The organism is Leifsonia tongyongensis, assembly GCF_010686705.1.
In the GTDB taxonomy this organism is placed as follows: Bacteria; Actinomycetota; Actinomycetes; order Actinomycetales; family Microbacteriaceae; genus Diaminobutyricibacter; species Diaminobutyricibacter tongyongensis.
This window is the reverse complement of the sequence record NZ_JAAGWY010000002.1, coordinates 28,025-51,164: the sequence shown is the minus strand read 5'-3', so window position 1 is coordinate 51,164 and position 23,140 is coordinate 28,025. Positions and strand designations below refer to the sequence as shown.

Here is a 23,140-nt window from a genome sequence, read left to right as displayed (position 1 = left end):
GTGTCCGGTGGCTTCGCGGATCTAGAAATTGCAAATAGCTATTCAACGAGTACAGATCAAATGCTCCAAGATTTCTATGCGCCGACGATGGCCAGAGCAATCGAATACGACCGCGCGGTCGGCTACTTTTCGTCCTCCCTTTTCGCACTTATTCCCCTCGCGTTTACCGATTTCGTGGCTCGCGGTGGAAAGATGCGGATCTTATGCTCGCCCTACCTCACGGCCGCTGACGCGGAGGCTGTCGCTGAACTTCCGCTGCGCGAACAACCCGCAACCGCGGCAATCGCGCAAGCCTCATTGCGAGCGTTAGCACATGGAAGTTCGAGAGAAGTCAGTGCGGCGAAGTGCCTGAGTGCGCTAATCGCATGCGGTGCCCTGGACCTCAAGTTCATTGTTCCGCAATACGGCAATGGGCTATTTCACAATAAGTTGGGAATCTTTCGCGAGGCGTCCGGCCGAACGATCGTCTTTTCCGGCAGCGCTAACGAGTCGGCTGCGGCCTGGTCAGGTCGGGGAAACCACGAGCAGATAATTGCCTTCCGAAGCTGGTTGGATCGCGACACCGAACGATGCGAGCAAATGGCACTCGACTTCGACGAGTTGTGGGAGGGCAACCGACGTGGGCTCGTTGTTACCCCAGCCGCGGAAGCCGGCGACCTCGTAATCGGCACACTGCCCCCGGAGCCAATCGACCAGATTCTTGAAGAGTTCAAGGCAGTCTTGAATGGCGGAGGCTCGGCATCGAATCTCGAACTACGCCAGTATCAAGACGAAGTTCTGGAGTCGTGGAGATTGGCTGGTCACCGAGGGATTGTTGCCTTTGCAACCGGCGGGGGTAAGACGCGGACGGCTTTGGAGGCCATCCGAGAGTGGACGGCTGACGGACGACCGGCTTTGATCCTGGTTCCAACTCGCCTCCTACACGACCAGTGGGCAGACGAATTGTCTGTACTCCTGCCGACGATCCCGGTGCTCATGGTGGGTGCCGCGCACCCCAAAGCCGTGTGGGTACAGCGGTTACGCGATTACCTGAGAGACGATCTCGAGGCAGGGCCGCGTATCGTCCTGAGCACGTATCAATCGGCAACTGGCGCTGATTTCGTGAACCGATCGGTCGGTGGCGACCACCTTCTTGTTGTCGCCGACGAGGTGCACACGATCGGCGCTCCCGATACTAAATCGATCATGCAACTAATCGATGCTGGAGCACGCCTTGGACTCAGCGCCACACCCGAGCGATTCGGGGATCCTCTGGGTACACAGGCACTCTTTGAGTATTTCGGCGATGTCCTGGAGCCCAGATTTGGGATCGGTGAGGCGCTCGCAGCGGGTGTCCTGGTTCCGTACGAGTACGAGATCCGGTCTTGTTCGCTAAATGATCTGGAGCAAGAGGCCTGGGATACTTGGACCGACAAGATTGCGCGCGCGCTGGCGCGAGACGACGGCGTGGTCTCTGAGCAGACAAAGCTGATGCTCATTCAACGTTCCCGAATCTTGAAGAGCGCCGCACGCAAGTCCGAAGTTGCATATTCGGTCCTAGCCGATGAGTACCGTGAAGGCGATCGATGGCTCATCTATTGCGCAGATATCAATCACCTGCACGGTGTGCGGCGCGAGCTTGAGTCTCTCGGCCTTCCTTTGCTTGAATACCACTCCCAGGTGTCAAGCGAGCAGACGGCAACCCTCGATTACTTCCAACTACGCGGCGGTGTTCTTCTGGCAATCAAATGCTTGGACGAGGGAGTGGACATTCCATTGATAAACAAGGCGATGATTCTCGCCTCTTCGTCCAACCCCCGCGAGTATATACAGCGCCGGGGTCGAGTTCTCAGGCGAAGCCCGGGCAAGTACTTTGCGCACCTCTTTGACATTCTCGTGCTAGACGCGGACGGAGTTCCCGTTTCGAAAGGGGAAGTTGACCGCGCCGAGGAATTCGCGGTTCATTCCATGAACGTCAGTCCGTCCCGCTATCTTGAACAATTGCGGGCCGCGATGGGGCAAGTCTCAGACAAAAGATCCATTTCCGGCGACCTTGAAGACGACCTAACAGAGAGGGATCAGTGATGGCCGAAAACACGTCGCCTCGAATGATCGCGCTAAAGGCTATGAGCGATGCAAGCAAGAGTTCATCGGGCTTGCTGCCGCCGGAAGCCTGGGAACGCTTGGTCAATGTCGCGTGGGACAGCCAAAGCCAGCTCGGTGATCGCCGTCGGACAATTGCCCAATTGACGGAAATCCTTGACGAATACGCGCGCCTAGTACCGGAGGTCACTAATGAAGATTCTTGAACTGGGACTACTCAACTGGGGACCGTATGAGGGCGCTCATACCCTACCGTTGGATGTCAGTCCAGAAGCGCCGGTCGTTTTGATCAGGGGCGAAAACATGCGGGGAAAGACGTCACTTCTCCGAGCAATCGTGTGGTGCATGTACGGGGCAATGAAGCAGCAGGATGGCCGAACGCCTTTCGAGCTCAGCCGAATGGTCAATTGGGGCGCGCTCGAACTAAACTCCGCAGATTTCGAGGTCTCAATGAAGGCCGAGCATAGGGGCGAGCAGTTTGAGTTAACTAGGTCTGGCCGCGCCACGACCAACAGCTTCGGAGAGACACACGTTGAGTCGGTAAAAGTATCGATGCTAGTTGCAGGAAAGACAGCCGTTGCCGAGAAGAATATCCGTGACATTCTGGACGGCATTCTTAGCGAACAGATTTCCGACTTCTACTTCTTTGACGGCGAGATGTTGAATCGATTCGAAGAACGGCTACGAGAAGACAAGGAGTCAACACGGAGATTCGTACGCGACCAAGTCGAACGGGCACTCGGACTCCCCTTTCTGGCTGCCCTCAAGACTGATCTCGACGACATTCTGGCAACGCTTTCTTACCAGATCCAAAAGATCGCTAAGGGAAGCAAAAAGGCTGTTGAGCTCCAAAACGAGTTGGCTGAAATTGAGCAATTGTTAGGGGTCAAGAGCCGCGATGTGGCGGAACTAACGAGTGCTCAAGAAGTATTGCGCCTTTCCATCGAGCGCCTCGATGCTGAGCTAGAAAGCGCTGCTGATATTCGGGAGAGCTTTTACCGGCGCAAGAGCCTCGAGCGCGAGGTCGAAATCGACACACGAGACCTTGAGGACTATCGGTTGCAGCTCAGCGGCTATGCCGACAAGAATTGGTGGTTCCCGCTAGCGAAGCGACTTCGAGCGAAGTCCGACATCGCCGCTAACAAGCTTCAGCAAGCACGGGGAATCGAAACCGAGCGCATCCGGCTCTCGGTCCAACTCGAGGCGTTGGAGAACCAACGCGGTGATTCGCATTGCCAAAGCTGTGGTCAACTCATGCCACATGACCACCTAGCTGACTTGGATGCCAGGGAAGCGGCAGTTCTGGCTCGACTTGATGAGCTTAATGGCCAGACCGATCTCGAGGGGGTGCAACTTGAAATGTCGCGGTTGGCAGATTTCGCGGGAGGAACTGCTCTGCAAGAGCGGATCGTCGATATCGAAGATGACATCCGCCGTCTCAAAATGCGCCTGGACCGAAAGCGCTCGGAGATTCGTGGATTGGACGAGATTCTCGGCGGGAGCAACCTGGAAATTGCGTCCTTGGAGGCTCAGCGCCGCAGCGAAAAGGACAAGTTAGCGGAGTACGGTCAGGACATCGAGAAGGCCGAGGAGGACACGCGAATCCTGCGTGCTCGACGTACCGAGCTGCGTAGCGAGATCGGGAAACTCCCCGAGGTTGACCCGCTCGATCGTAAGCGCATGAAGGTTTACAGCGAGGCTGTGGAAGTCGTCGGGAATTCATTCGAGGAATTTAGATCGTCCATGCGCGCGCAGATCGAAAGCCAGGCAAGTGAGATCTTCCGGACGTTGACCACGGAGAAGGACTACACCGGTGTTTTACTCAGAGAGGATTACTCGCTGGCGGTGCTGGATGACGACGGCCGGCCGATGAACAACATTTCCGCTGGTGCAAACCAAGTGCTTACGATGTCGTTTATCGGAGCACTCTCAAAGCTCTCGGCGGACGCCCCGATGGTGATGGACACGCCTTTGGGCAGGCTCGACAAAGGCCATCGAGCCTCAATTCTGAGGTGGGTTGCTTCGATGCCCACCCAGGCCATCATCTTTGTACAGTCTGGCGAGTATGATCCGGCTACTGATGCCGAGCTGCTCGGAGGGAAGATCGGCCGAGAATTCGTAATTGAGCGGATCTCGGCCAACAACTCACAGGTGGTCCCGGCATGAGCGAGGCCGATGAAGGACGAGAACGAGACAGCACCACAATCGCCGTTTCGCTGCAAGGCCAGCCAATCCTCGATGAATTGACCAAGGGCTTGGGGTACTTTTCGACAGAGCTCGCTGCCTTCTTGGCCTGCGCGGCCCTTGCTCTCGCGCTTGAACTCGAGCCGGTCACCGACTTAGGGCCGACCGGCCCTACAAAGTGGAACCGCGGGAGCGGAGCTATCTCCGAATGGGCCAAGCTGGCTGAGTGGTATGTCCCAACAGACGAGCCGGTCAGGGCTCTGAGATCTTGCGGTGAAGCGGGATTGAGGCATGTTGGCGCACAGCTGAAGCATGGGTTGTCCCTCTCGGAGATATTCATCGCCGGGGCAGACTAGCCAGCTCTGCCGATATGGAGCATCCGCTTGACGCTTGACGACGCCACATCTCTTCACGAGCACTCCAACTCGGACGACCCGCACGGCCCTCCGGTGCGACACCCGCTTCTCGCTCAAGCCGATCTACAGCGCGTCTTGGCCGAGGGGAGAAACCGACTACGAGGTGTTATACACAGCAAACCGTATGACTGGGAACGGCCGGCTAACGCAGCCATCCTTAAGAGGTGGATGCTCGATCAAGCGCGGTTAGAGCTTTCGCGCGTAAGTATCGAATGGCCATACCGCCGGTCAATTGCTAAGGACGACACCGACGAACTTGTATACGATGGCGATCTTCTTCGGCCTTTATACAATGATTTCTTGCAGCACGATGATGGCGGGGACGAACTCGCCGATACGTCAATTGGCATCGACGAATACTTCCGAAAGATCACCCAAGTCGAACTGCTTTCGGCCAAGGAAGAAATCGCCTTGAGCATGAGGATCGAGTCGGGTCTGTTTGCGAAAGAGCGACTCGAGGTGAGCCACGATCTTCACTCGGACGACGAGCCATTGTTGCGTTGGCTAGTCCGAGATGGTGCACGGGCAAACGAGACGATGCTTCTTGCGAATACTCGGCTCGCAGCCAACATTGCCCGAAGCTACCAGGGCCAAGGGTTGGAGTTGGCCGACCTAATTCAAGTAGGGAACCTCGGCCTTATACGCGCAATTCAGAAGTTTGACTACAAGCTGGGCTACAAGTTCTCCACATATGCAACGTGGTGGATCCGCCAACAGATATCCCGATCCATAGCCGATCTGGGCAGGACAATTCGATTGCCGGTACACGTCGTGGATCACCTGCGAAAGGTGCAAGCGGCGCGGAGGGTACTGGAGTCAGGATCGCCAGAAACGGCGAACACCTCACAGATCTCGGGCGTTTCGGGTCTTGGAGAGTCCTTAGTTACGTCGTTGCGATCGTGGAGCGAAGATGTTTTCTCGCTCGAATACATTCGTGATGAACTCGGGGAGGAAATCGTTGACGACGGCGAAGATGTGTTCCTTTCCGTTGAAAATCGACTCGACTTGAAGAGGCTGCTTGACATGGTGCTCGGAACGATGAGCGAAAAGGAGGCGCAAGTTTTCGCGCTGCGTCATGGACTCGATGGGGGCGACCCACAGACGTTGGAACAGATCGGAGCCTGTCAAGGGTTGACACGAGAGCGCATTCGCCAAATTGAGACCAAAGCGGCGAAACGAGCAAGGTTCCAAATTGCTCCGGACCTTTGAATAGCCAGGACTATTCGACGCCATGAGCCAACTGCGGCACTCCGCGGTCAATCGTTGATGAACATCAGTGGGCGCGACCGCGCGCGGATTGAACTACTACTTCGACAATGTGAGCACCTACATTTTTCATTACGACGCGAACCATCGGTTCCCGTAGGCCTCGCGATAATTGCCGAATCGCCAGCGATGGCCAAGGTGTTGTCACGTCCGGTCGACGACAGGGAACTATGCCCGCAGGCTATGACGTACTAAGCAACAAACGAGCCGGGAAACCGTCTCAGCCAAGTGACTATTTTCGTCCTCGGCTCGACCGAGGACGACCAGGAAGATCGGCGATTGCGGACACTCCCTCGCAAGCCGAGACAAGAACCTCGACTGCCCTGGAGCTCAGCTCGGCCACCGGTACTCGATGATCACGCGCCGAGCGCTTTGGCCCTCTCACGGCCGCGATAGGAGCGAACACGCCGTACTTGTTCCCATTCTCGACTGAGCGCAGCCCCCAACCTCGCGTCTACTAGGTCGCTCCCAGCAAGGAAGAGGATTGACAGTGAAGATTCGCGCATGTGTGCGTTGGCCGCGCTCCGGGCGGCGGGTCCGACACTCTTGGAGCTCACGAACAAGATGACATTACTCTTCAACGCCGCGGAGACACCGACTTCCCTGTCTACTACCTCTCTGCCGCTGATGGCCGACGCCTTACTTTGGATCTGCATTATTTGGTAAGGCGCGTGCACTGATTCGGCAACAACATCAACCTCCGCACCTTCAGTATCTTCACTACGGAGTCGCCAGCTTAGGAATCGGGCGCCCGCGACACGAGCCACCTGAATACACACACCTTCAAGTGCCAATCCTCGCTCGTGATTCGAGCGAGCCTTATCGTTCACGACCGCAAGAAGGTCACGAATTGGCCGACGAAGTGCAGTGGGGTCCTGAAGATGGACCTGCTCAATTACCACGTTCATCAGCGGCTCAGCGATCATGCTTCTGAATTTCTGAGTTGGCACAACCTGATGGGATTTCGCGCCTCGACCGCTCGTCGACTTTGTCACGTCGATCCAGCCGCCGTCCTCCAGACTCCTCAAAGTCGAAGGCGCGAACCTCTTGGCGTCGATGTCGAGGCCTGGTGTCTGCAGCTCCGCAAGCGCCCGAAGCATCGCGCCGCTTAGAGGCGGCACATCCGTCACAGTCGCCATAGCCCGCAACAGCGCTTGCTGTGTCAGAGGCAGCGCAGTCAAGACAGCTAGTTCCCCTGCAGTCGCGCCGATCAGGCCTTTCAGGGTCGACTCGCTAATCGTCCAGTCCTGGGTAAACACGCCGGCTTTCGCAAGCCAAAGCCTCATCGGGTTGATATTCTCACCGGATTTTCCGCCCGGATAGACACCGATCGCAGTAAGGTCCCGCGCAACGCGGCTAGCAGTAACACGCTCTCCTCGTGCCTGGAGAGACTCTACGACCTCGACCAACTGAATCCCTTGGTGCTCCAGAAGTAGGTGCGTCGCGAAAATTGCGTGTAGCTCGCCTTCCGATCGCGTCCCGAGCAACCTCTCCGCCAAAGGTGTCAGCACGAACGACTCATTACCACTAACCAGACCATGAGCTCGAAGAGCGAGGAAGGCATTGCCTCCTGACTTGACCTCATTGTGCGGGTCATTGGGTTTGGAAAAGAACCTTCTACCTATGGCAGCGTGCAATTCATTCCTGTTGCCCGAATATGTGCTTGCCATCGTTAGTAACTCGCGCAGATCGATTTGGTTGGGGCTCAACTGTTTCGCAAAGGGCAAACGCGACTCCGGCATGGCCACGAGCATACCGTGCGAAATGCCCTCTGACCGGCATGCAAACCGTCGCGAGGTGCCCTTGGAGGGAGCGTGCGTACGCAAACCGCACGGCCAACAGTAATCGCTAGGACGCGCGACGACCGTCTTGTCGGCAGACCCAAAACACATCGCACACAGCCAGAGAACCGTGTAGATCTCCGGGGGGCCGAGCTCCGACCTCGGCATGCGCGCGTAAACGACGGCGGACCAGGTTGGCTTCTACCACTGCGGACTGGTACACATCACGGCCGACGGGGTTGCGCAGCTCGCGGTGGAGCCCGTGCCCCAGTCGCTGGCGATCGATGGGTCGGTGCCCATGGCCTGCGACTCCCGCACTCCTTGCGATCAGTGCGACCAAAGCCTTTATGCCCTGTCGCTCGAACCCAGTTCTCTGATTTGAGCCGAGATCCCATCGGACTCACGAATCAGTGCAGCGAGTTCGTCGGGCCCTTCGAGCGAGGAATACTTCTCCAAAAGGAGAGAGAGCTTTTGCGCATCTGTCTCGAGCCGGTCCGTTAACTCGATTTGGGCAACGTACGTGCGGAGCTCGCGAACATCCAGCTCGCCAAGCGACACCGATTCCTCTGCTCCCAATCGTTCGCGTGCGGCCGCGGCCTCAGTGATTGCGTGCTCGAGTGCGAAAGTCACTTGACTGATTGAGGGCAACATCGCTTTCTTGTTCCGGGCAGTACGGGCCGCCAAGGTAAGCTGCGCGGCGCGGCCCACCAAGGCAACAGATGCCACCGGCAACAGTGCCGAAAGTGTTGTTGCTAAGACGACCGCCCAGTTCATTTAGTGACCTGTTTCCTGTAGGGCCGAAATATCACCGAGGCAGCAGCAAGGACAACCGCGGCTACTGCGAAATTGAATGACCATAAAAATACAATTCCCGATTGAATGTAACTCGCCAGAACTGGCACGTCGTCGACCAGAGCCGCCAACGCGATAAAGATTGCCGAGAAAATGACGATAAGCAATCTCATGGATCGAAAGGCCCGGCCAAGCAGTTCTCTCGGATGCGAGCCTGAATCCTGCCAGTGATCCGCCTCGAGATTGAAGAGAAACGCATAGGTAATCGCTATCGCATATCCGGAAATAGCCACCGTCGGCAGAGCAATCTCAGGGGGCGATTTCGTTAGGAGGAAGATTATGAGCAGTGGCAAAGTGATAGGAAAGGTTGCCACGATCACCCACTCGTAAAAAAACTTCCATGACGCCTGACCACGTCGAGAGCGGGTCTTGCGTCGCTCCTTCATCGGCGGTGTCGCGGTCATACGTGACAGATTATCGGTCGGTCGCCGCCCTAGCGCTACTTCGACGAGATTCGACTATGTTCGTTGGGCACCGCAGACTTGGAACCAAGGGTCGGTGGGATTCAGGGGCCTGGTCTCTACTCGGCGCCTCTCGGCCACATCAGCGCCAGCCCAGACAATTTGGCCGGTGGAGCGCTCCCAGAGCGGGGAACATCTGAGGAGCCAGGGGTATCTCCCTGCTAGTGCTGAAAACGCTGGGGCCATCAGTCAAACGGCGGCTCGCATCGTATTCATGAGGCTTCTGGCTGCTCACTTGTTGGCCGCCAGACGCCGCCTCCGACCTCAACGTGCCCTACCCGAGGAACGCCGCGACGTCCGCCGCATACTCCTCGTGGTGCTGAAACAGGAACCCATGCGCAGCATGCGGGTACAGCTTCACCTGCGAACCCGGAATCAACCCGGCGAGCAGATACGAGTAGTGCGGCAAGATCATCGGGTCGCTGTCGCCGTTCCCGATGAGCGTCGGCACCGAGATCGCCGACAACCGCTCCAGCGCCGCGTGATTCGGGATGCCCCACCTCACCACCGCGTCGTACTGCGCCAGCCGCGTCGCCCACGTCGTCGGTGCGTCACGATCAGCAGTCCGCGCCTGCATCCGCCCGAACGCCTGCTGGCCGGCCTGGCGGCTCGCATCCTCATGCCCGAAGAACACATCGAGGTACCCCTGGGGATTGAGGCCGCGGCCGCCGATCGCCATGATGACCTCGGGCGCCCAGCCGTGCATCCCGGCAGCACCTTTCGGCGCTGCCGCAGCGAGCACCAGACGGTGAACCAGCTCGGGCCGTGTCAGGGTGATCTCCTGCGCAACGAAACTTCCGAGCGAGAACCCGAGCAGATCGACCCGCCCGAGGTCGAGCGCGTCCAGGAACGCGAGCGCGTGCTGCGCCATCGCCTCCACAGTCGAAGGCGTCTGCCCGGACGACCCCGCGACGCCCGCATTGTCGAACGTGACGACGCGACGACCAGCGGCCAGCGCGTCGATGAGCGCAGGATCCCAGTTGTCCAGGTTGCCGCGGAAATGCTGGAAGAGCACAAGCGGCAACTCCTTCTCGCCGACCTCGCGGTACGCGTAGTCAATGCCGTCGGCCGCCTGCACGTGTTGCGTCTTGGCGGTCGTGTATGACGTGGTCATCGTTGAACCCCCTTCTTCGGGTCGGAAATACTACTTCTGATCGGAACTGTCGCCGCCCTCCGCGGCAGGAAGGTCGCCCAGCCACTCCCCCAGATCCAGCTCCGTCTCGCGCTGCTGGAACCCAGCCCCGAGCGCCGCAGCGAACAAGCGTTGCGCCTCAGGCGTCCGCGCACCCTCACCGAACTGATCCGAGTCGAACCGAAAATCCTCAACCGGCGCCAGCGCGATCGCATTGACGCGCTCCTTGATCGCCACGTGTCCCGCTGCAGGAAACCCCGCGATCCGCTGAGCGAGCCTCTGCACGAAAGAAGACAGCTGGTCGCCGGGAATCGCTCGGTTGATCCAGCCGTACCGCTCGGCGAGCTCGGCCGAGTAGTCGTCTGCGCTCAACATCACCTCAAGTGCGCGCCCGCGACCGAGCAGCCTGGTCAGGTGTTGCGCGGCGCCACCGCCGGGGAGTTGTCCGAACGCACCCTCGAACTGACCGAAGATCGCTGTCTCGAGAGCGGCGAAACGCATGTCGCACGCCAGAACGAATTCGCTGCCCGCTCCACGGACCCGCCCCTCGATCTGCGCGATCGAGACGAGGCGGCTCGCGCTCAGGTACCGGAACAGGAGAGCGATGGATGCTTCACCCGTCAGCCGCGCGGCCTCCGCCCGGTAGGCGGCGATCTGCGTGACGTCCACATGCGAGATGAAGTAGTCGGGATCGGCGCTCATGAAGACGAGCACCTGAACGCCCTCATCCGCTTCGGCCCACTGGATGAGCGAGACCAGATCGCGCACCAGTTCGGGTCCGAGGAGGTTCATCGGCGGCGCCGCGATCACCACCGTGAGTACCCCGCCGTCGCGGCGAACGCGCAACGTCTCGCCTTGTGGGGGCTCCAGCTCGACAGGCTCCTGCGTTGTCATAATTCCTCCGAACCCTCAAGGTCGCGGCGCCGCCGGTCAGGGCGCCCGCCGCGCATCCACCGGAACCGCCCCCAGCCCCGGCCCGGCCGGCGCCACCACAGAACCTCGCAGCCCCCGCCGCGAGGCGACGCCGAGCTTGGTGAACACCTTGCCGAGATGCCACTCGACGGTGCGCGGGCTGATGAACAGCTGCGCCCCGATCTCGGGGTTGCTCCGGCCCTCCGCGGCGAGGCGCGCGATGAGCGTCTCCTGCGCGGTCAGCTGGTTGGCGGTGTCGACCGAGCGGGCGCGCACGGTCTCACCGGTCGCCGCCAGCTCGTGCCGTGTCCGCTCCGCGAACCCTTCCATTCCCGCCTCGCGGAAGAACTCGTGGGCCGCGCGCAGCTGCTCGCGCGCATCCATTCGCCGTCCGCCGCGGCGCAGCCACTCGCCGTAGAGCAAGCGCGTGCGCGCGAGCGCCATACGAATGGATGTGCGACCCAGGCGCTCGATCGACTCGCGATACAAATCCTCGGCCAGAGAATCGCCGGCAAGCAGGGCGCGACACCGCGCCAGGACCCCTAGTGACCAGTCGGTGTCACTCACGCGAGCGATCTCCTCCAGGCGACCCAGCGCGGAAGCCCCGCGATCCGCATGGTCGCTGCGCACCGCCGCCTCGATCAGCTCCGGGTACACCCACGTCGACAGGCCCAGTTCGAACGGATGCTCCGCAGCGCGCTCGGCCGTCACGAGAGCCTCGTCGTACCGCCCGAAGGCGTTGAGGAACACGGCGGTCGTCAGCTCCGTCCCCATGAGAAAGAGGCCCTCGCCGCGCGCGGCGACATCGGCGCGGGCGGCCTCGAGCAGCGCACGGGCTTCGGTCTCGCCGCCACCCCAGGCCGCCCGCAGAAACGCGATGTGCGGACTCAGGGCTGTGCCGGTGGCCTCGGTCACTGCATCCGCCTCGGCAGCGAGCGCCAGCGCAGCCGGGAGATCCCCGGTGAAAAGCTCGACGGTGAAGCGCTCGGTGAGGGCGATCGGCAGCATGGCGAGCGCGCCGCTCCCCCGCGCGAGCCGGACGAGTCGGTCCGTGAGCTCGAGCCAGCTCGTATCGTCGCCCATCGCGCGCGCAGCCCGCGCGGCCGGCCAGAGCCACCGCAGGGCGTCCGCGTCGCTCAGCGGATCGCTTCGCATGGCATCGAGCGCGCCGCGGAGCAGCGGGACTCCGGATGCGTACCCACTCGTGACGAGCACCGCGAATCCATTGAGCAACGGCTCGCACGCCGACGGATGCTCGTCCCCCGCGTCCTTCCAGCGCGCGTCGATGATCGCGTGCGCCACGTCGTCGAGCGCACCTCCGCCGTCGGCCAGCCGCCCGGCGAAGAGCGCTGCCGTGAAGGCGTCGAGGTAGGTCTCGCGTGCAACGTCGGCATCCAGCGGTTCGAACCTCTTCGCCGCCCGGAGCAGAAGTGACGGAGCATCCCGACCGCGCGTCGACGCGAAGGCGATCTCGGCAGCGAGCAGCTGCGCCCGGGCATCGTCGAGGTCGCTGAGCGGTCCGGCCGAGGCGATCGCGAGCATGGCGTGTGCCGCGTCTGTCGCGCCGGCCTGCAGTCGGGCATTGGCAGCGGCGAGCGCACGTCGAGCGCGCTCCCGGGGGTCCGGGGTCAGCTCCATGGACCGGGTCAGGAACGCAGCAGCCGCCGCCCATCCGCCGCGCGCCTGCGCCCGGACGGCGGAGCCCTCGAGCTCGGCGGCGATGCCCTCATCCAGGCCGGCAGCGGCCGCGGCCCGGTGCCACGCGAGGTAGTCGGAATCCGCGTCGCCGCTCATCGCCTCGGCCAGGACCTCGTGCGCCCTCCGCCTGTCCCGTTCAGAGGCCGCCCGGTAGACGGCCGAACGCATCAGCGGATGGCGGAAGCGGACCCGCGCACCGAGTTCGAGCAGCCCGGCCTCCTGCGCCGGCTCGACTGCATCCGCCGGAATCCCGAGCAGCGCAGCGGCCCGCCACAGCACCGTCACGTCTCCGGACGGTTCGGCGGCTGCGATCAGCATCAGCTGACGGGTCGGCTCGGGAAGCGCATCCAGACGCCGGGCGAAGCCGCGCTCGATCCGGCCGGTGAGAGCGGCACGGTCGACCGAGCCGATGCCGAACGCGAGCTCGGCCGCATCCAGGTCGCGGGGCAGTTCGAGGAGGGCGAGAGGGTTTCCGCGCGCTTCGGCGATGATCCGGCTGCGCACGCGATCGTCGAGCGGCCCGACGATGACCGAATCGAGGAGGGCGGATGCGTCGGCGTCGGCCAGACCGTGGACGTGGCGTTCGGGGAGGCCGGCGAACGCATCCGACGGGGTGCCCCTGCCACGGGCATCCGTGTCGCGCGCACCGGTACCACGCGCATCCGTGTCGCGCGCATCCGCAGCCACCGCATCCCGCACGGCGAAGACCATCCCGATCCGTTCGGCAGCGAGGCGCCGGGCCACGAACGCCAGGGTCTGACCTGAGGCGGTATCGATCCACTGGGCGTCGTCGAGCACACAGAGAAGCGGCGTGGTCTCGGCCACCTCCGCGAAGAGGCCGAGCACCGCGAGCCCGACGAGGAACCGGTCCGGAGGCTCACCAGTGCGCGAGCCGAACGCCGTGCCAAGCGCCTGCTGCTGAGGTTCGGGAAGGTGGCGGATGCGGTCGAGAAACGGCGTACACAGCTGAAGGAGCACGGCATACGCGAGCTCGACCTCCGACTCCACGCCGGTGGCCCGCGCGACGACGAAGCCGTCCGCGCGGTGGACGACGTAATCGAGCAGCGCCGTCTTGCCGACACCCGCCTCGCCCCGGAGCACCAGCACCTCGCTGTGGCCCGCAGCTGCGCCGGCGAGAAGCCGGTCCAGCTCCTCGCATTCCACGCGCCTGCCTCGCAGTGCACGGCCCTCATCATGACTCGTCATGGCACTCACCGTCTGCTCCGACACTAGGGATCGCGGTCTCCCCTTGGCAAGGTTCGCCCGGTGCCCGGCACCCGGGGTTTCCGGATGCCCACCCGGGCGCAGACCCGGGTATTACCCGGGCGCGACGGCGGTGCCTGAAGAGCAGGATCGGTGCCATCAACAAGGAAATCTCTTGAAAGGGGATTCGAAATGAACACCACAACCACCACCCTCACCACCGCCTCGATCGACTCGGGCACCGGCCTCCGCGAGGGTTACGCCAAGGTCAGCGACGACGTGACCCTGCACTACGTCGAAGCCGGCGAAGGGCCGCTCGTCGTGCTGTTGCACGGCTTCCCGGCATTCTGGTACACCTGGCGCGAGCAGATCGCTCCGCTCGCAAACGCGGGTTTCCGCGTTGTCGCACCGGACCTTCGCGGCTACAACCTTTCGTCGAAGCCTGGTGACTTCACCGACTACACCGCCGACAAGCCGGCCGCCGACATCCGGGCCCTCATCCGGGAGCTCGGAAGCGAGAAGGCAACCGTGATCGGACACGACTGGGGCGGATCGGTCGCCTGGACGCTCGCCATGAACAGCCCCGAGGTGGTCGACCGTCTCGTCATCCTCAACGCCGCGCACCCGCGCAAGCTGAACGAAGGACTCAAGCACCCGCGTCAGCTGCGGAGGAGCTGGTACTTCTTCTACTTCCAGCTCAAAGGGTCGCCCGAGCGCCACGCGGAACGCGACAACTGGAAGTTCTTCAAGGAGTTCCTCGACGCCAACCCGGCCTACACCGACCAACAGCTAGATCGGTACACCGAAGCCTGGTCGCAGCCCGGCGCGGTCAAAGGGATGATCGACTACTACCGCGCGGCCGTCCGGCTGGGCTCGAAGCAGAAGGTTCTCCCGATCTCGGCACCGACCCTCGTCATCTGGGGTCAGGGCGACCGCTACCTCGGCGCCGACCTCGCCGAGCCGCACGCAGAGGATGTGCCCAACCTGGTCGCCGTGGAGCGCCTCGAGAACGCATCCCACTGGGTGCACCACGACAAGGCTGCGCGTGTGAACGAGCTGCTCGTCGACTTCCTCGCGCCGGTGGGCGAGGGCAAGTAGTCGGCATCGGTCAACAAGGAGAGGGTCTGCCCGACTGGGCCGACCCTCTCCTTATTGGTGAAGCTGTCTGTGGAATCAGTCGGTCACTGAACGAGAGCGGGAGTTCCTAGACGCTCGACGAGTGCTCGGGCGTCTCGCACTTCGCCATCCAACAGGGGTCTGGTGGTCGACTCGCGTTCCTCGAGTGAAAGCGGCTCGAGGGTCAGTCGCATTCCGAGTGCCGCAGCGAGCTCTGCGACAGTTCCAACCGTTGGGTTCGCTCGTCTGCCGCGACCGAATAGCCTTCGAAGCGCACTGGGCTCAGCATTGATGGCACGCGCAAGCGCAGCCTTACTCATGCCGGCGTGTTCACGCGCATCGTCGAGGGCGTTGACGATCGCGTCGGTGGTCGTGATTCGGACCCAATTCGCGACATACTCGCGCAGGAACTCCGGGTCCTTCAAGTCCTCTCGGAGGTCCTCCCAGAAGACATCTACCGCGGCCATAGCGCCCACTCCCTTTCCGGTCCTACGATCAACTATGCCTCAAACCGTGGCATTTATGCAACACTCGATCCCGCGATGCGACCACAGATTTGTTCGGACCCACGTAATGAAACGGGCACAGGCTCGTCCCATAGATGAAGGCGGAAGCGCGACAACAACGGGAGAGCTGGTGCCGTGTGGGGTTCCCCTCTCCGCAGGAAATGTTGGGCATTTCACTGGCGCTCATCGCAGGACTTCTGCTCGCGATAGGAGCGCAATTTCAGCATCGTGGCGTCAGCGCTGTACAGGCGAGGACCACAAACGTTCCTCGTTCGGTTCTTGTCCGGCTCTCCAACCTTCTGCGTCAGCCGAGTTGGCTTGCTGGGACCCTGATCATCTGCCTCGCAATCACGTTTCAGCTGTGCGGCCTCTATCTGGCGCCGATCAGTGTTGTCCAGCCCCTCGGAGTGTCGGGGCTGGTGTTCGCGTCAGTCCTGAACGTGAAAGTGTCACGGATTTCACTCGGCGGGCCCGCGCGGTGGGCGGTCGCGCTGTGCTGCGTTGGCGTCACAATCTTCGTGATCATCGCCGCCCTGGTCACTCGCCCCCGTCCAGCCTCTGCCATTGAAGCCTACGAAATCGTGGGCCTCGTTGCGGCGGTCTTGGCGGTCATCGCCGGCGCGTATGCAGTCTTTCGCGAGACGTTGAAGCCGATGTTCTTTGTCGTTGGGGCCGGAGCTCTCTTCGGGCTGGTTGTAACGCTTGCGAAGATCTCGATGGACCGAGTGGGAGCGCTCATGCAAAGCGATGAGCCGCCAAGTGCAGCAGCAGTCTTACCGATCGTGTTGAGCGTCGCCGGGTTGTCGACTGCTGCGCTCGTTGGATCTGCTCTGGTCCAGCGCGCCTACGCACAGAGCACTCCTGACGTGGTCATGGCCGGGCTTACCGTCATTGATCCGATAGTCGCCGTGACCGTTGGGGCTCTGGTTCTTCATGAATTCACCAGCGCCCAACCATGGGTGGTTCTGCTCTCCATGGGCGCTGCCGCGATCGCGATCGTCGGAGTCTGTCGCCTCGCGGTCACACACCCCAGTGCGAAGACCCAACGAATTGCACCCCTCCTGCGAGACCAACTCAGTCAATAGAGGCGGAATCCATCTGGCGTGTCGAACGCCGAGGGGTGAATACTGGGCGCCGAGTGGATCGGGGTCGCACATGAAAGCACGAGTCCTGAAAAGTGTCGTGGTCGCAACAGCCGTTCTTTCGCTGCTGACCAGTTGTGATCTCTTTGCACCCCAGGACACCCTCTACATCAAGGAGACGAGCGATGGCGTCAGCGGCTCGACCGGCAAGGTCTTCGTCGGCAACGCCGTCATCGTCACCACGACCGGCAAGGTCGGCAATCTCGTCGCCACCCTCGTGAACAAGGACTATCTGCCCCACCCGGTGCAGATACAGCACGATGTGAGTTCGGAGTCCGTGAAGCTGACACTGGATCCGGCCGCATCCCTTCAACTGGGAACCCCCGGTAACACGGTCGTTCTCATCACCAACCTGAACGCGACTCCCGGGTCGCTCGTACCGGTCTACTTCCAGTCCGGAATCAATCCCGGCGTCCTGCTCAACGTGCCCGTGCTGACCGGCGCGCAGCCTCAGTACAGCGATCTCACGCCCGAAAAGATCGCAGCACGTGCGCTGAAAATCACTACAACTGGGTGATCTTCGAGGAGATCGGCTGAAGGCGTTGCGACCCGCTCGCGGAGGCGCGCAGACTGGCCCACGTGAATCTGGTGGACCTGGCGCGCTTGCAGTTCGCGTCGACGAGCATCTACCACTTCCTGTTCGTACCGGTCACGATCGGTCTGGCCTTTCTCGTCGCCTTGCTCCACACTGCGTGGTTCCGTTCCCGCGACCCGCGCCACAAGCGCCTCACGAAATTCTTCGGCACTCTCCTGCTGATCAACGTCGCCATCGGCGTCGTGACCGGCCTCGTGCAGGAGTTCCAGTTCGGCATGAACTGGTCGAAGTACTCGGTCTTCGTGGGCGACGTCTTCGGCGCACCGCTCGCGATGGAAGGTCTCGCCGCGTTCTTCCTGGAGTCGACCTTCCTCGGCTTGTGGATCTTCGGCTGGAACGTGCTGCCGCGCGGAGTGCACCTGCTCTCGGTGTGGCTGGTGGCGGCAGGCGCGATGCTGTCCGCGGCGTTCATCATGGCCGCGAACTCGTGGATGCAGCATCCGGTCGGCTACGCGACCAGTTCGACCACCGGGCGCCCGGTGCTCAATTCGATCGGCGACCTGTTCACCAACCGCGTGTTCGTGTGGGGTTACATCCACGTGATCCTCGCTTCGCTGGTCACCGGGGCGATCGTGATGCTGGCCGTCTCGGCGTGGCAGCTCAGGCGGGGGCGGATGCTGTTCAAGACCTCCGCAGTGCTGTCGCTGGTGGTGCTGGTGCCGGCATCCGCTCTCGCCCTCGGCGTCGGCAGCCACCTCGGTGTCATCGAGACCACCTACCAGCCCATGAAGATCGCGGCCGCCGAAGCGCAGTGGACGACGTGCCAGCCGTGCTCGTTCTCGCTGTTCCAGATCGGCGGCGGCAATAACGACGAGACGCCCACGCAGATCATCGAGGTTCCGCACCTGCTGTCGCTGCTGGCGACCGGCACGTGGGACGGCAAAGTGGTCGGCCTGAACGAACTGCAGCAGCAGTCGGTCCAGCAGTACGGGCCGGGCAACTACGTGCCGAACGTATTCATCCAGTACTGGTCGATGCGCGTGATGGCGTACCTCGGGACGCTGGTGTTCCTGTTCTCCCTGTGGGGCGGGTGGATAGCACTGCGCCGAAAACTGCCGACCTCGCGCGCGTTCCTGTTCCTGGCGACCTGGGCCGTGCCCATCCCGTTCATCATGAACACGGCCGGCTGGTTCCTCACCGAGAACGGGCGACAACCGTGGATCGTGCAGGGGCTGATGAAGACGGCCGACGGAGCCTCGACGACCGTCTCGGCCACCGACCTCATCATCAGTCTCGCCGCGTTCTTCGTCGTCTACGTCATCCTCGCCGTGCTCGATGTCGTGCTGATGCTGCGCTACGGGCGCCGCGACCTCGAGCCGATCGACGAGGACGCTGAGAGCGACACCCATACCGACACGCCGGTGCTCACATACTGACCCGACCCACTACGCACGACCCGACCAGACCCGACCCGACCCTGAACAGATGAGGAGGACCCCGTGAATCTCGCCGACGTGTGGTTCGTCATCATCGCCGTCTTCTGGACCGGGTTCTTCGTGCTCGAAGGCTTCGACTTCGGTGTCGGAGCCATTCACTCGGTCGTGGGCCGCACCGAGACCGAACGCCGTGTCGCCATCAACACCGTCGGTCCGTTCTGGGACGCCAACGAGGTCTGGCTGGTGGTCGGCGCGGCGGCGATCTTCGCGGCCTTCCCCGCCTGGTACGCGACCTGGATCTCCGCGTCGTACCTGGCCATCGTGCTCCTCCTCGTCGCCCTGATCGTGCGCGGCATCTCCTTCGAATGGCGCGGTCGCGGTCGCGGCGACAGCTGGCGCTGGGGGTGGAGCCTCTGCCTGACGATCGGCAGTGTCGTCGCCCCGACCGTGCTCGGGATCGCCCTCGGCGACCTTCTCGCCGGCCTCCCGATCGACAGCGACGGCAACTTCACCGGCACCTTCTGGAGTCTCTTCACTGGCTTCGCCGTCTGGACCGGCCTCACCGTGCTCGCCCTCTGCCTCCTGCAGGGCTCCACCTTTCTCGCGCTTCGGACGACGGATGCGGTCCGCGCCCGGGCGCGCACGTTCGGCCACGTCGTCTCGTTCGTCGACCTCGGCATGGTCGTGGTGTTCGGGGTGTGGATGGCGCTGGTTGCGCATCCGGGACCGGCCACCTACGTGATGCTCGCCCTCGCGCTTGCGGCGATCGCCGTATCCCTCATCGCGCAGTTCCGCGCTCGCGACGGACTGGCGTTCGCGGCCAGCTCGGTCGCGATCGGGCTGGTGGTCGCATCCCTCTTCGTCAGCCTGTACCCGCGCGTGCTGGTGTCGAGCACGAACGCGTCCTACAGCCTGACCGTCGCTGGGAGCGCATCCGGGACCTACGCCCTGACCGTGATGACCATCGTGGCGGCCGTCTGCTTCCCCATCGTGCTGCTCTACCAGGGCTACACGTACGTGGTCTTCCGTCGCCGAGTGGTCGGCCCACCGGCGGCGGCTGCGAAGTGATCAACGTGACGAAGTGATCAAAGTGAACGGAGACAATGATGAACGCATCCACCGCGTCGGCATCCGAGCGTGACGAGTGGTCGAAGGTCGCCGACGTCCTGGTGGTCTTCGGCATAACCGGGGACCTCGCCAGGGTGATGACGTTCCGCTCCCTGTACCGGCTGGAACGCCGAAAGCTGCTCGACTGCCCGATCGTGGGCGTGGCCGTCGACGACTGGACGCTCGAGCAGCTGGTGAAACGCGCGCGGGATTCGATCGTCGCCACCGGTGAAGTGCTCGACGAGGAGGTGTTCAAACGGTTCGCCGGGCGCCTGGCGTACGTGCAGGGCGACTTCGACGACGCGGCCACCTACCAGCGGGTCGGCGACGCGATCAAGGGCACGAAGCACCCGGTGTTCTACCTCGAGATCCCGCCGTTCCTGTTCGGCCGGGTCGCACAGGGGCTCTCGGAGGCCGGCCTCACCGCGACGGCCCGTGTCGTCGTCGAGAAGCCGTTCGGTCATGACCTCGAATCGGCCAAGGCGCTGGCGACCGAGCTGCACAAGTACCTGGACGAATCGCAGCTGTACCGGATCGACCACTACCTCGGCAAGATGGGCTACGAGGAGATCCTGTACCTCCGTTTCGCCAACACGATTCTCGAACCGCTGTGGAACCGCAGCTATGTGGAATGCGTGGAGATCACGATGGCCGAAGACTTCGGCGTCGAGGACCGCGGGCACTTCTACGATCCGGTCGGTGCGTTGCGGGATGTGGTGGTCAACCACCTGATGCAGGTGGTGGCGGCCGCCGCGATGGAACCGCCATCCGGAACCGGAGCCGAGGGGATGCGCGACGCGGCGGTCACGCTGTTCCGTGCGGTGAAGGCCGCCGATCCCGCACATTACGTCCGAGGTCAGTACGAGGGCTACCAGAGCATCGCGGGCGTCGCCGAGGGCTCGACGACCGAGACGTACGCAGCGTTGCGGCTCGAGATCGACAACTGGCGGTGGCAGGGCGTTCCGTTCTACATCCGGACCGGCAAGAAACTCCCGGTCACGCAGACAGAACTGCGCGTCGTCTTCCGGGAGCCGCCGCCCGTCCACCTCGGGCTGGGCGCCGGCGAAGACCGCCGGCCCGCACGCGACGAGTTCGTCGTCAAGCTGGACCCGTCGACCGGAGCCCGCCTGGTCGTCGATGCTCACCGGGCAGACGGCCAGGGCCCGCGGGCGATCACCCTCGACGCGGAGTTCGCCGACGAGGGGGGCGAGGGCGCAACACCGTACGAAGTGCTGCTGCACGCCGCTCTCATCGGCGATTCCGGCAAGTTCAAGGGACAGGACGTGATCGAGGAGAACTGGCGGATCATGCAGCCGCTGATCGACAACCCGCCGGCTGTGCATCCGTACGCGCCGGGGACGTGGGGTCCCGCGATCGCGTCGACCCTCGTCGCCGATCACGGCGGGTGGCAGGGCCCGTGGATCGTGGAATCGGACGGTGACGCCAAATGAGCACGACGTCGCCGTTCCCGCCGATCGCCGACTACGCGTTCCTGTCGAACTGCCACACCGGAGCGCTGGTCGCGCCAGACGGCTCGATCGACTGGCTGTGCGTCCCCGCGTTCGACTCGCCGAGCGCGTTCGGGAACCTGCTCGACCGCGAAGCCGGCTCGTTCCGGTTCGGGCCGTTCGGCATCAACTCGCCCACCGCGCGCACCTATGTGCCGGGTACCAATGTGCTGACCACGACCTGGCACACGCCGGGTGGCTGGCTGCTCGTGCATGACGCCCTCACGATGGGGCCACGAACCGGACCCGACCACGTGACCCCGCACACGCGGCCGCCCGCCGACGACGACGCCGACCACGTCCTCGTCCGGCTGGTCGAATGCCTCGAAGGCTCGGTGGAGGTCGAGCTGAGGTGCGAACCCGCGTTCGACTACGGGCGCGAGCCTGCCAAGTGGACACTCGTCGACAAGGAGGGACACGTCGCCGAGGCCACCGGCTCGGGCCAGACGTTCCGGCTGAGCACAGACATGTCGATCGGCCTCGAGGGCAGTTCCGCGCGCGCCCGCCACACGCTCTCGGTCGGCGAGAAGGCGTACTGCGCGCTTTCCTGGGCCGAAGAGTTCGCCGCCCCGGTGGATGTGGACGACGCCGTCGAACGGATCGACCGCACGGTCCGGTTCTGGCGGCGCTGGCTGGCACGTGCGCGCATCCCCGATCATCCGCTCCGGCACCCTTTGGAGCGCGCCGCCCTGACGATCAAGGGCCTCACCTACATGCCGACCGGTGCGACCGTGGCTGCTCTGACCACGTCGCTTCCCGAGACGCCCGGCGGCGAAAGGAACTGGGACTACCGCTACACGTGGATGCGCGACACCACCTTCACCCTTCAGGCCCTGCATTTCCTCAACCTGGACTGGGAGGCCGACGAGTTCATGCAGTTCGTCGCCGACCTCGAACCGGATCAGGATGGCGGCCTGCAGATCATGTACGGCATCGACGGCCGGCGCGACCTGACCGAGTCCACCCGCGACGAGCTCTCCGGCTACGAGGGCGCCAAGCCGGTCCGGCTCGGAAACGGGGCCTTCAACCAGCGGCAGAACGACGTCTATGGCGCTGTCCTCGACTCACTCTTGCTGCACACCCGTCGCAACCAGCACCTGCCGAGGCGCCTCTGGCCACTGGTGAAATCGCAGGCCGAGGGTGCACTTGCGACCTGGCGCGAACCCGACCAGGGCATCTGGGAGGCCCGCGGGGCGCCGCAGCACTATGTGTCCTCGAAGCTGATGGAGTGGGTGGCGCTCGACCGCGCCGCGAAGATCGCGGCGATCAGGGAGGACCTCGAGCTCGAGAAAACCTGGTCGGAGGCCGCGGAGGAGATCCGCGCCGACATCCTCGCGCACGGTGTCAGCGATCGCGGGGTGCTTCGGCAGCACTACGACACGGACGCGCTGGATGCATCCACTCTGCTTGCCGCGATCTTCGGCTTCCTGCCCGGCACCGACGAACGGCTGAAGAACACGGTCGACGCGATCGCGACGGAACTCACCGAGCACGGCTTCGTGCTGCGGTATGTCACCGGCGAGACCGACGACGGCCTCACCGGCAAGGAAGGCACGTTCCTGATCTGCTCGTTCTGGCTCGTGTCGGCGCTCTCCGTCGTCGGCGAGAGGGAGCAGGCCACGGATCTGCTGGAGCGGCTGCTGCGCATCGCTTCGCCGCTCGGCCTGTACGCCGAGGAGTTCGAAGTCGATCGCTCCCGGCACCTCGGGAACTTCCCGCAGGCGTTCTCCCACCTCGCGCTCATCGAGGCCGCGGCCCGGATCATCCTCGCCGACCGGCTCGAAGAGCTGTCGCTCTAACACG

General features: G+C 62.9%; 19 protein-coding genes. 12 read left to right on the top strand and 7 right to left on the bottom strand.

From position 1 onward, the window contains the following. The 5 genes from G3T36_RS08215 (at window position 1) to G3T36_RS08195 (ending at window position 5,891) form a co-directional block, all read left to right on the top strand. Window positions 1-2,064, top strand: coding sequence for a DEAD/DEAH box helicase family protein (locus G3T36_RS08215; protein ID WP_163289217.1), 2,064 nt, complete (start codon window positions 1-3; stop codon window positions 2,062-2,064). Beyond that, window positions 2,064-2,288, top strand: coding sequence for a hypothetical protein (locus tag G3T36_RS08210; protein WP_163289215.1), 225 nt, complete (start codon window positions 2,064-2,066; stop codon window positions 2,286-2,288). Before G3T36_RS08215 ends, G3T36_RS08210 begins: the two co-directional genes overlap by 1 nt. After that, window positions 2,275-4,248: an AAA family ATPase gene (locus tag G3T36_RS08205; protein WP_163289213.1), complete on the top strand. Its 1,974-nt coding sequence runs from the start codon at window positions 2,275-2,277 to the stop codon at window positions 4,246-4,248. Before G3T36_RS08210 ends, G3T36_RS08205 begins: the two co-directional genes overlap by 14 nt. After that, window positions 4,245-4,622 carry a hypothetical protein gene (locus G3T36_RS08200; protein ID WP_163289211.1) on the top strand — a complete coding sequence of 126 codons (378 nt, stop codon included), beginning with the start codon at window positions 4,245-4,247 and terminating at the stop codon, window positions 4,620-4,622. Before G3T36_RS08205 ends, G3T36_RS08200 begins: the two co-directional genes overlap by 4 nt. 360 nt (window positions 4,623-4,982) lie before the next feature. After that, window positions 4,983-5,891 (top strand): sigma-70 family RNA polymerase sigma factor, encoded by a 909-nt coding sequence (locus G3T36_RS08195; protein WP_205245041.1) that lies wholly within the window; start codon window positions 4,983-4,985, stop codon window positions 5,889-5,891. Between the two features lie 413 nt (window positions 5,892-6,304). On the opposite strand, the gene G3T36_RS08190 is transcribed toward G3T36_RS08195, so the two are convergent. The 6 genes from G3T36_RS08190 to G3T36_RS08165 all read right to left on the bottom strand — a co-directional run bounded on the left by G3T36_RS08190 (window position 6,305) and on the right by G3T36_RS08165 (window position 13,990). Beyond that, a complete protein-coding gene (locus G3T36_RS08190) occupies window positions 6,305-7,618 on the bottom strand; it encodes a hypothetical protein (RefSeq protein ID WP_163289207.1) in 1,314 nt (437 codons plus the stop codon). Between the two features lie 456 nt (window positions 7,619-8,074). Further along, window positions 8,075-8,503: a hypothetical protein gene (locus G3T36_RS08185; protein WP_163289205.1), complete on the bottom strand. Its 429-nt coding sequence runs from the start codon at window positions 8,501-8,503 to the stop codon at window positions 8,075-8,077. Next, on the bottom strand, window positions 8,500-8,985 hold the full coding sequence (locus G3T36_RS08180; RefSeq protein ID WP_163289203.1) for a hypothetical protein: 486 nt from the start codon (window positions 8,983-8,985) through the stop codon (window positions 8,500-8,502). Before G3T36_RS08180 ends, G3T36_RS08185 begins: the two co-directional genes overlap by 4 nt. 331 nt (window positions 8,986-9,316) lie before the next feature. Next, window positions 9,317-10,156, bottom strand: a complete 840-nt coding sequence (locus G3T36_RS08175) for an alpha/beta fold hydrolase (protein ID WP_163289201.1) — start codon at window positions 10,154-10,156, stop codon at window positions 9,317-9,319. Between the two features lie 30 nt (window positions 10,157-10,186). Then, window positions 10,187-11,068: an enoyl-CoA hydratase/isomerase family protein gene (locus tag G3T36_RS08170; protein ID WP_163289199.1), complete on the bottom strand. Its 882-nt coding sequence runs from the start codon at window positions 11,066-11,068 to the stop codon at window positions 10,187-10,189. A gap of 36 nt (window positions 11,069-11,104) precedes the next feature. Beyond that, window positions 11,105-13,990 carry a helix-turn-helix transcriptional regulator gene (locus tag G3T36_RS08165; protein ID WP_163289197.1) on the bottom strand — a complete coding sequence of 962 codons (2,886 nt, stop codon included), beginning with the start codon at window positions 13,988-13,990 and terminating at the stop codon, window positions 11,105-11,107. A gap of 189 nt (window positions 13,991-14,179) precedes the next feature. On the opposite strand from G3T36_RS08165, the gene G3T36_RS08160 reads away from it, so the two are divergent. Then, window positions 14,180-15,085: an alpha/beta fold hydrolase gene (locus tag G3T36_RS08160; RefSeq protein WP_163289195.1), complete on the top strand. Its 906-nt coding sequence runs from the start codon at window positions 14,180-14,182 to the stop codon at window positions 15,083-15,085. An 83-nt stretch (window positions 15,086-15,168) separates the two neighbouring features. Here the strand turns inward: G3T36_RS08160 and G3T36_RS08155 are convergent, their stop codons facing one another. Further along, on the bottom strand, window positions 15,169-15,570 hold the full coding sequence (locus tag G3T36_RS08155; RefSeq protein ID WP_163289193.1) for a helix-turn-helix domain-containing protein: 402 nt from the start codon (window positions 15,568-15,570) through the stop codon (window positions 15,169-15,171). Between the two features lie 134 nt (window positions 15,571-15,704). Between G3T36_RS08155 and G3T36_RS08150 the strand changes: the two genes are divergently transcribed. From G3T36_RS08150 to G3T36_RS08125, 6 genes are all read left to right on the top strand, one after another. After that, window positions 15,705-16,694, top strand: a complete 990-nt coding sequence (locus G3T36_RS08150) for a DMT family protein (protein ID WP_163289191.1) — start codon at window positions 15,705-15,707, stop codon at window positions 16,692-16,694. 70 nt (window positions 16,695-16,764) lie between these two features. Continuing rightward, complete coding sequence (locus tag G3T36_RS08145; protein WP_163289190.1) at window positions 16,765-17,268, top strand: hypothetical protein; 504 nt, start codon at window positions 16,765-16,767, stop codon at window positions 17,266-17,268. 62 nt (window positions 17,269-17,330) lie between these two features. Next, entirely contained in the window at window positions 17,331-18,722 is a 1,392-nt protein-coding gene (locus G3T36_RS08140; protein WP_205245040.1) for a cytochrome ubiquinol oxidase subunit I, read from the top strand. A 63-nt stretch (window positions 18,723-18,785) separates the two neighbouring features. Continuing rightward, window positions 18,786-19,790 (top strand): cytochrome d ubiquinol oxidase subunit II, encoded by a 1,005-nt coding sequence (gene cydB, locus G3T36_RS08135; protein WP_163289188.1) that lies wholly within the window; start codon window positions 18,786-18,788, stop codon window positions 19,788-19,790. Between the two features lie 38 nt (window positions 19,791-19,828). Continuing rightward, complete coding sequence (zwf, locus tag G3T36_RS08130; RefSeq protein ID WP_163289186.1) at window positions 19,829-21,280, top strand: glucose-6-phosphate dehydrogenase; 1,452 nt, start codon at window positions 19,829-19,831, stop codon at window positions 21,278-21,280. Then, the gene (locus G3T36_RS08125; RefSeq protein WP_163289184.1) at window positions 21,277-23,136 is read left to right on the top strand and encodes a glycoside hydrolase family 15 protein; all 1,860 of its coding nucleotides are present in this window, start codon (window positions 21,277-21,279) and stop codon (window positions 23,134-23,136) included. Before zwf ends, G3T36_RS08125 begins: the two co-directional genes overlap by 4 nt. Window positions 23,137-23,140: the final 4 nt, after the last annotated feature.

Excerpts from the sequence above, each read along its gene's own strand:
- G3T36_RS08210 (WP_163289215.1), top strand. The coding sequence starts at position 2,064 with ATGGCCGAAAACACGTCGCCTCGAATGATCGCGCTAAAGGCTATGAGC.
- G3T36_RS08205 (WP_163289213.1), top strand. The coding sequence starts at position 2,275 with ATGAAGATTCTTGAACTGGGACTACTCAACTGGGGACCGTATGAGGGC.
- G3T36_RS08200 (WP_163289211.1), top strand. The coding sequence starts at position 4,245 with ATGAGCGAGGCCGATGAAGGACGAGAACGAGACAGCACCACAATCGCC.
- G3T36_RS08190 (WP_163289207.1), bottom strand. The coding sequence starts at position 7,618 with ATGGCAAGCACATATTCGGGCAACAGGAATGAATTGCACGCTGCCATA.
- G3T36_RS08185 (WP_163289205.1), bottom strand. The coding sequence starts at position 8,503 with ATGAACTGGGCGGTCGTCTTAGCAACAACACTTTCGGCACTGTTGCCG.
- G3T36_RS08180 (WP_163289203.1), bottom strand. The coding sequence starts at position 8,985 with ATGACCGCGACACCGCCGATGAAGGAGCGACGCAAGACCCGCTCTCGA.
- G3T36_RS08175 (WP_163289201.1), bottom strand. The coding sequence starts at position 10,156 with ATGACCACGTCATACACGACCGCCAAGACGCAACACGTGCAGGCGGCC.
- G3T36_RS08170 (WP_163289199.1), bottom strand. The coding sequence starts at position 11,068 with ATGACAACGCAGGAGCCTGTCGAGCTGGAGCCCCCACAAGGCGAGACG.
- G3T36_RS08165 (WP_163289197.1), bottom strand. The coding sequence starts at position 13,990 with ATGACGAGTCATGATGAGGGCCGTGCACTGCGAGGCAGGCGCGTGGAA.
- G3T36_RS08160 (WP_163289195.1), top strand. The coding sequence starts at position 14,180 with ATGAACACCACAACCACCACCCTCACCACCGCCTCGATCGACTCGGGC.
- G3T36_RS08155 (WP_163289193.1), bottom strand. The coding sequence starts at position 15,570 with ATGGCCGCGGTAGATGTCTTCTGGGAGGACCTCCGAGAGGACTTGAAG.
- G3T36_RS08150 (WP_163289191.1), top strand. The coding sequence starts at position 15,705 with ATGAAGGCGGAAGCGCGACAACAACGGGAGAGCTGGTGCCGTGTGGGG.
- G3T36_RS08145 (WP_163289190.1), top strand. The coding sequence starts at position 16,765 with ATGAAAGCACGAGTCCTGAAAAGTGTCGTGGTCGCAACAGCCGTTCTT.
- zwf (WP_163289186.1), top strand. The coding sequence starts at position 19,829 with ATGAACGCATCCACCGCGTCGGCATCCGAGCGTGACGAGTGGTCGAAG.
- G3T36_RS08125 (WP_163289184.1), top strand. The coding sequence starts at position 21,277 with ATGAGCACGACGTCGCCGTTCCCGCCGATCGCCGACTACGCGTTCCTG.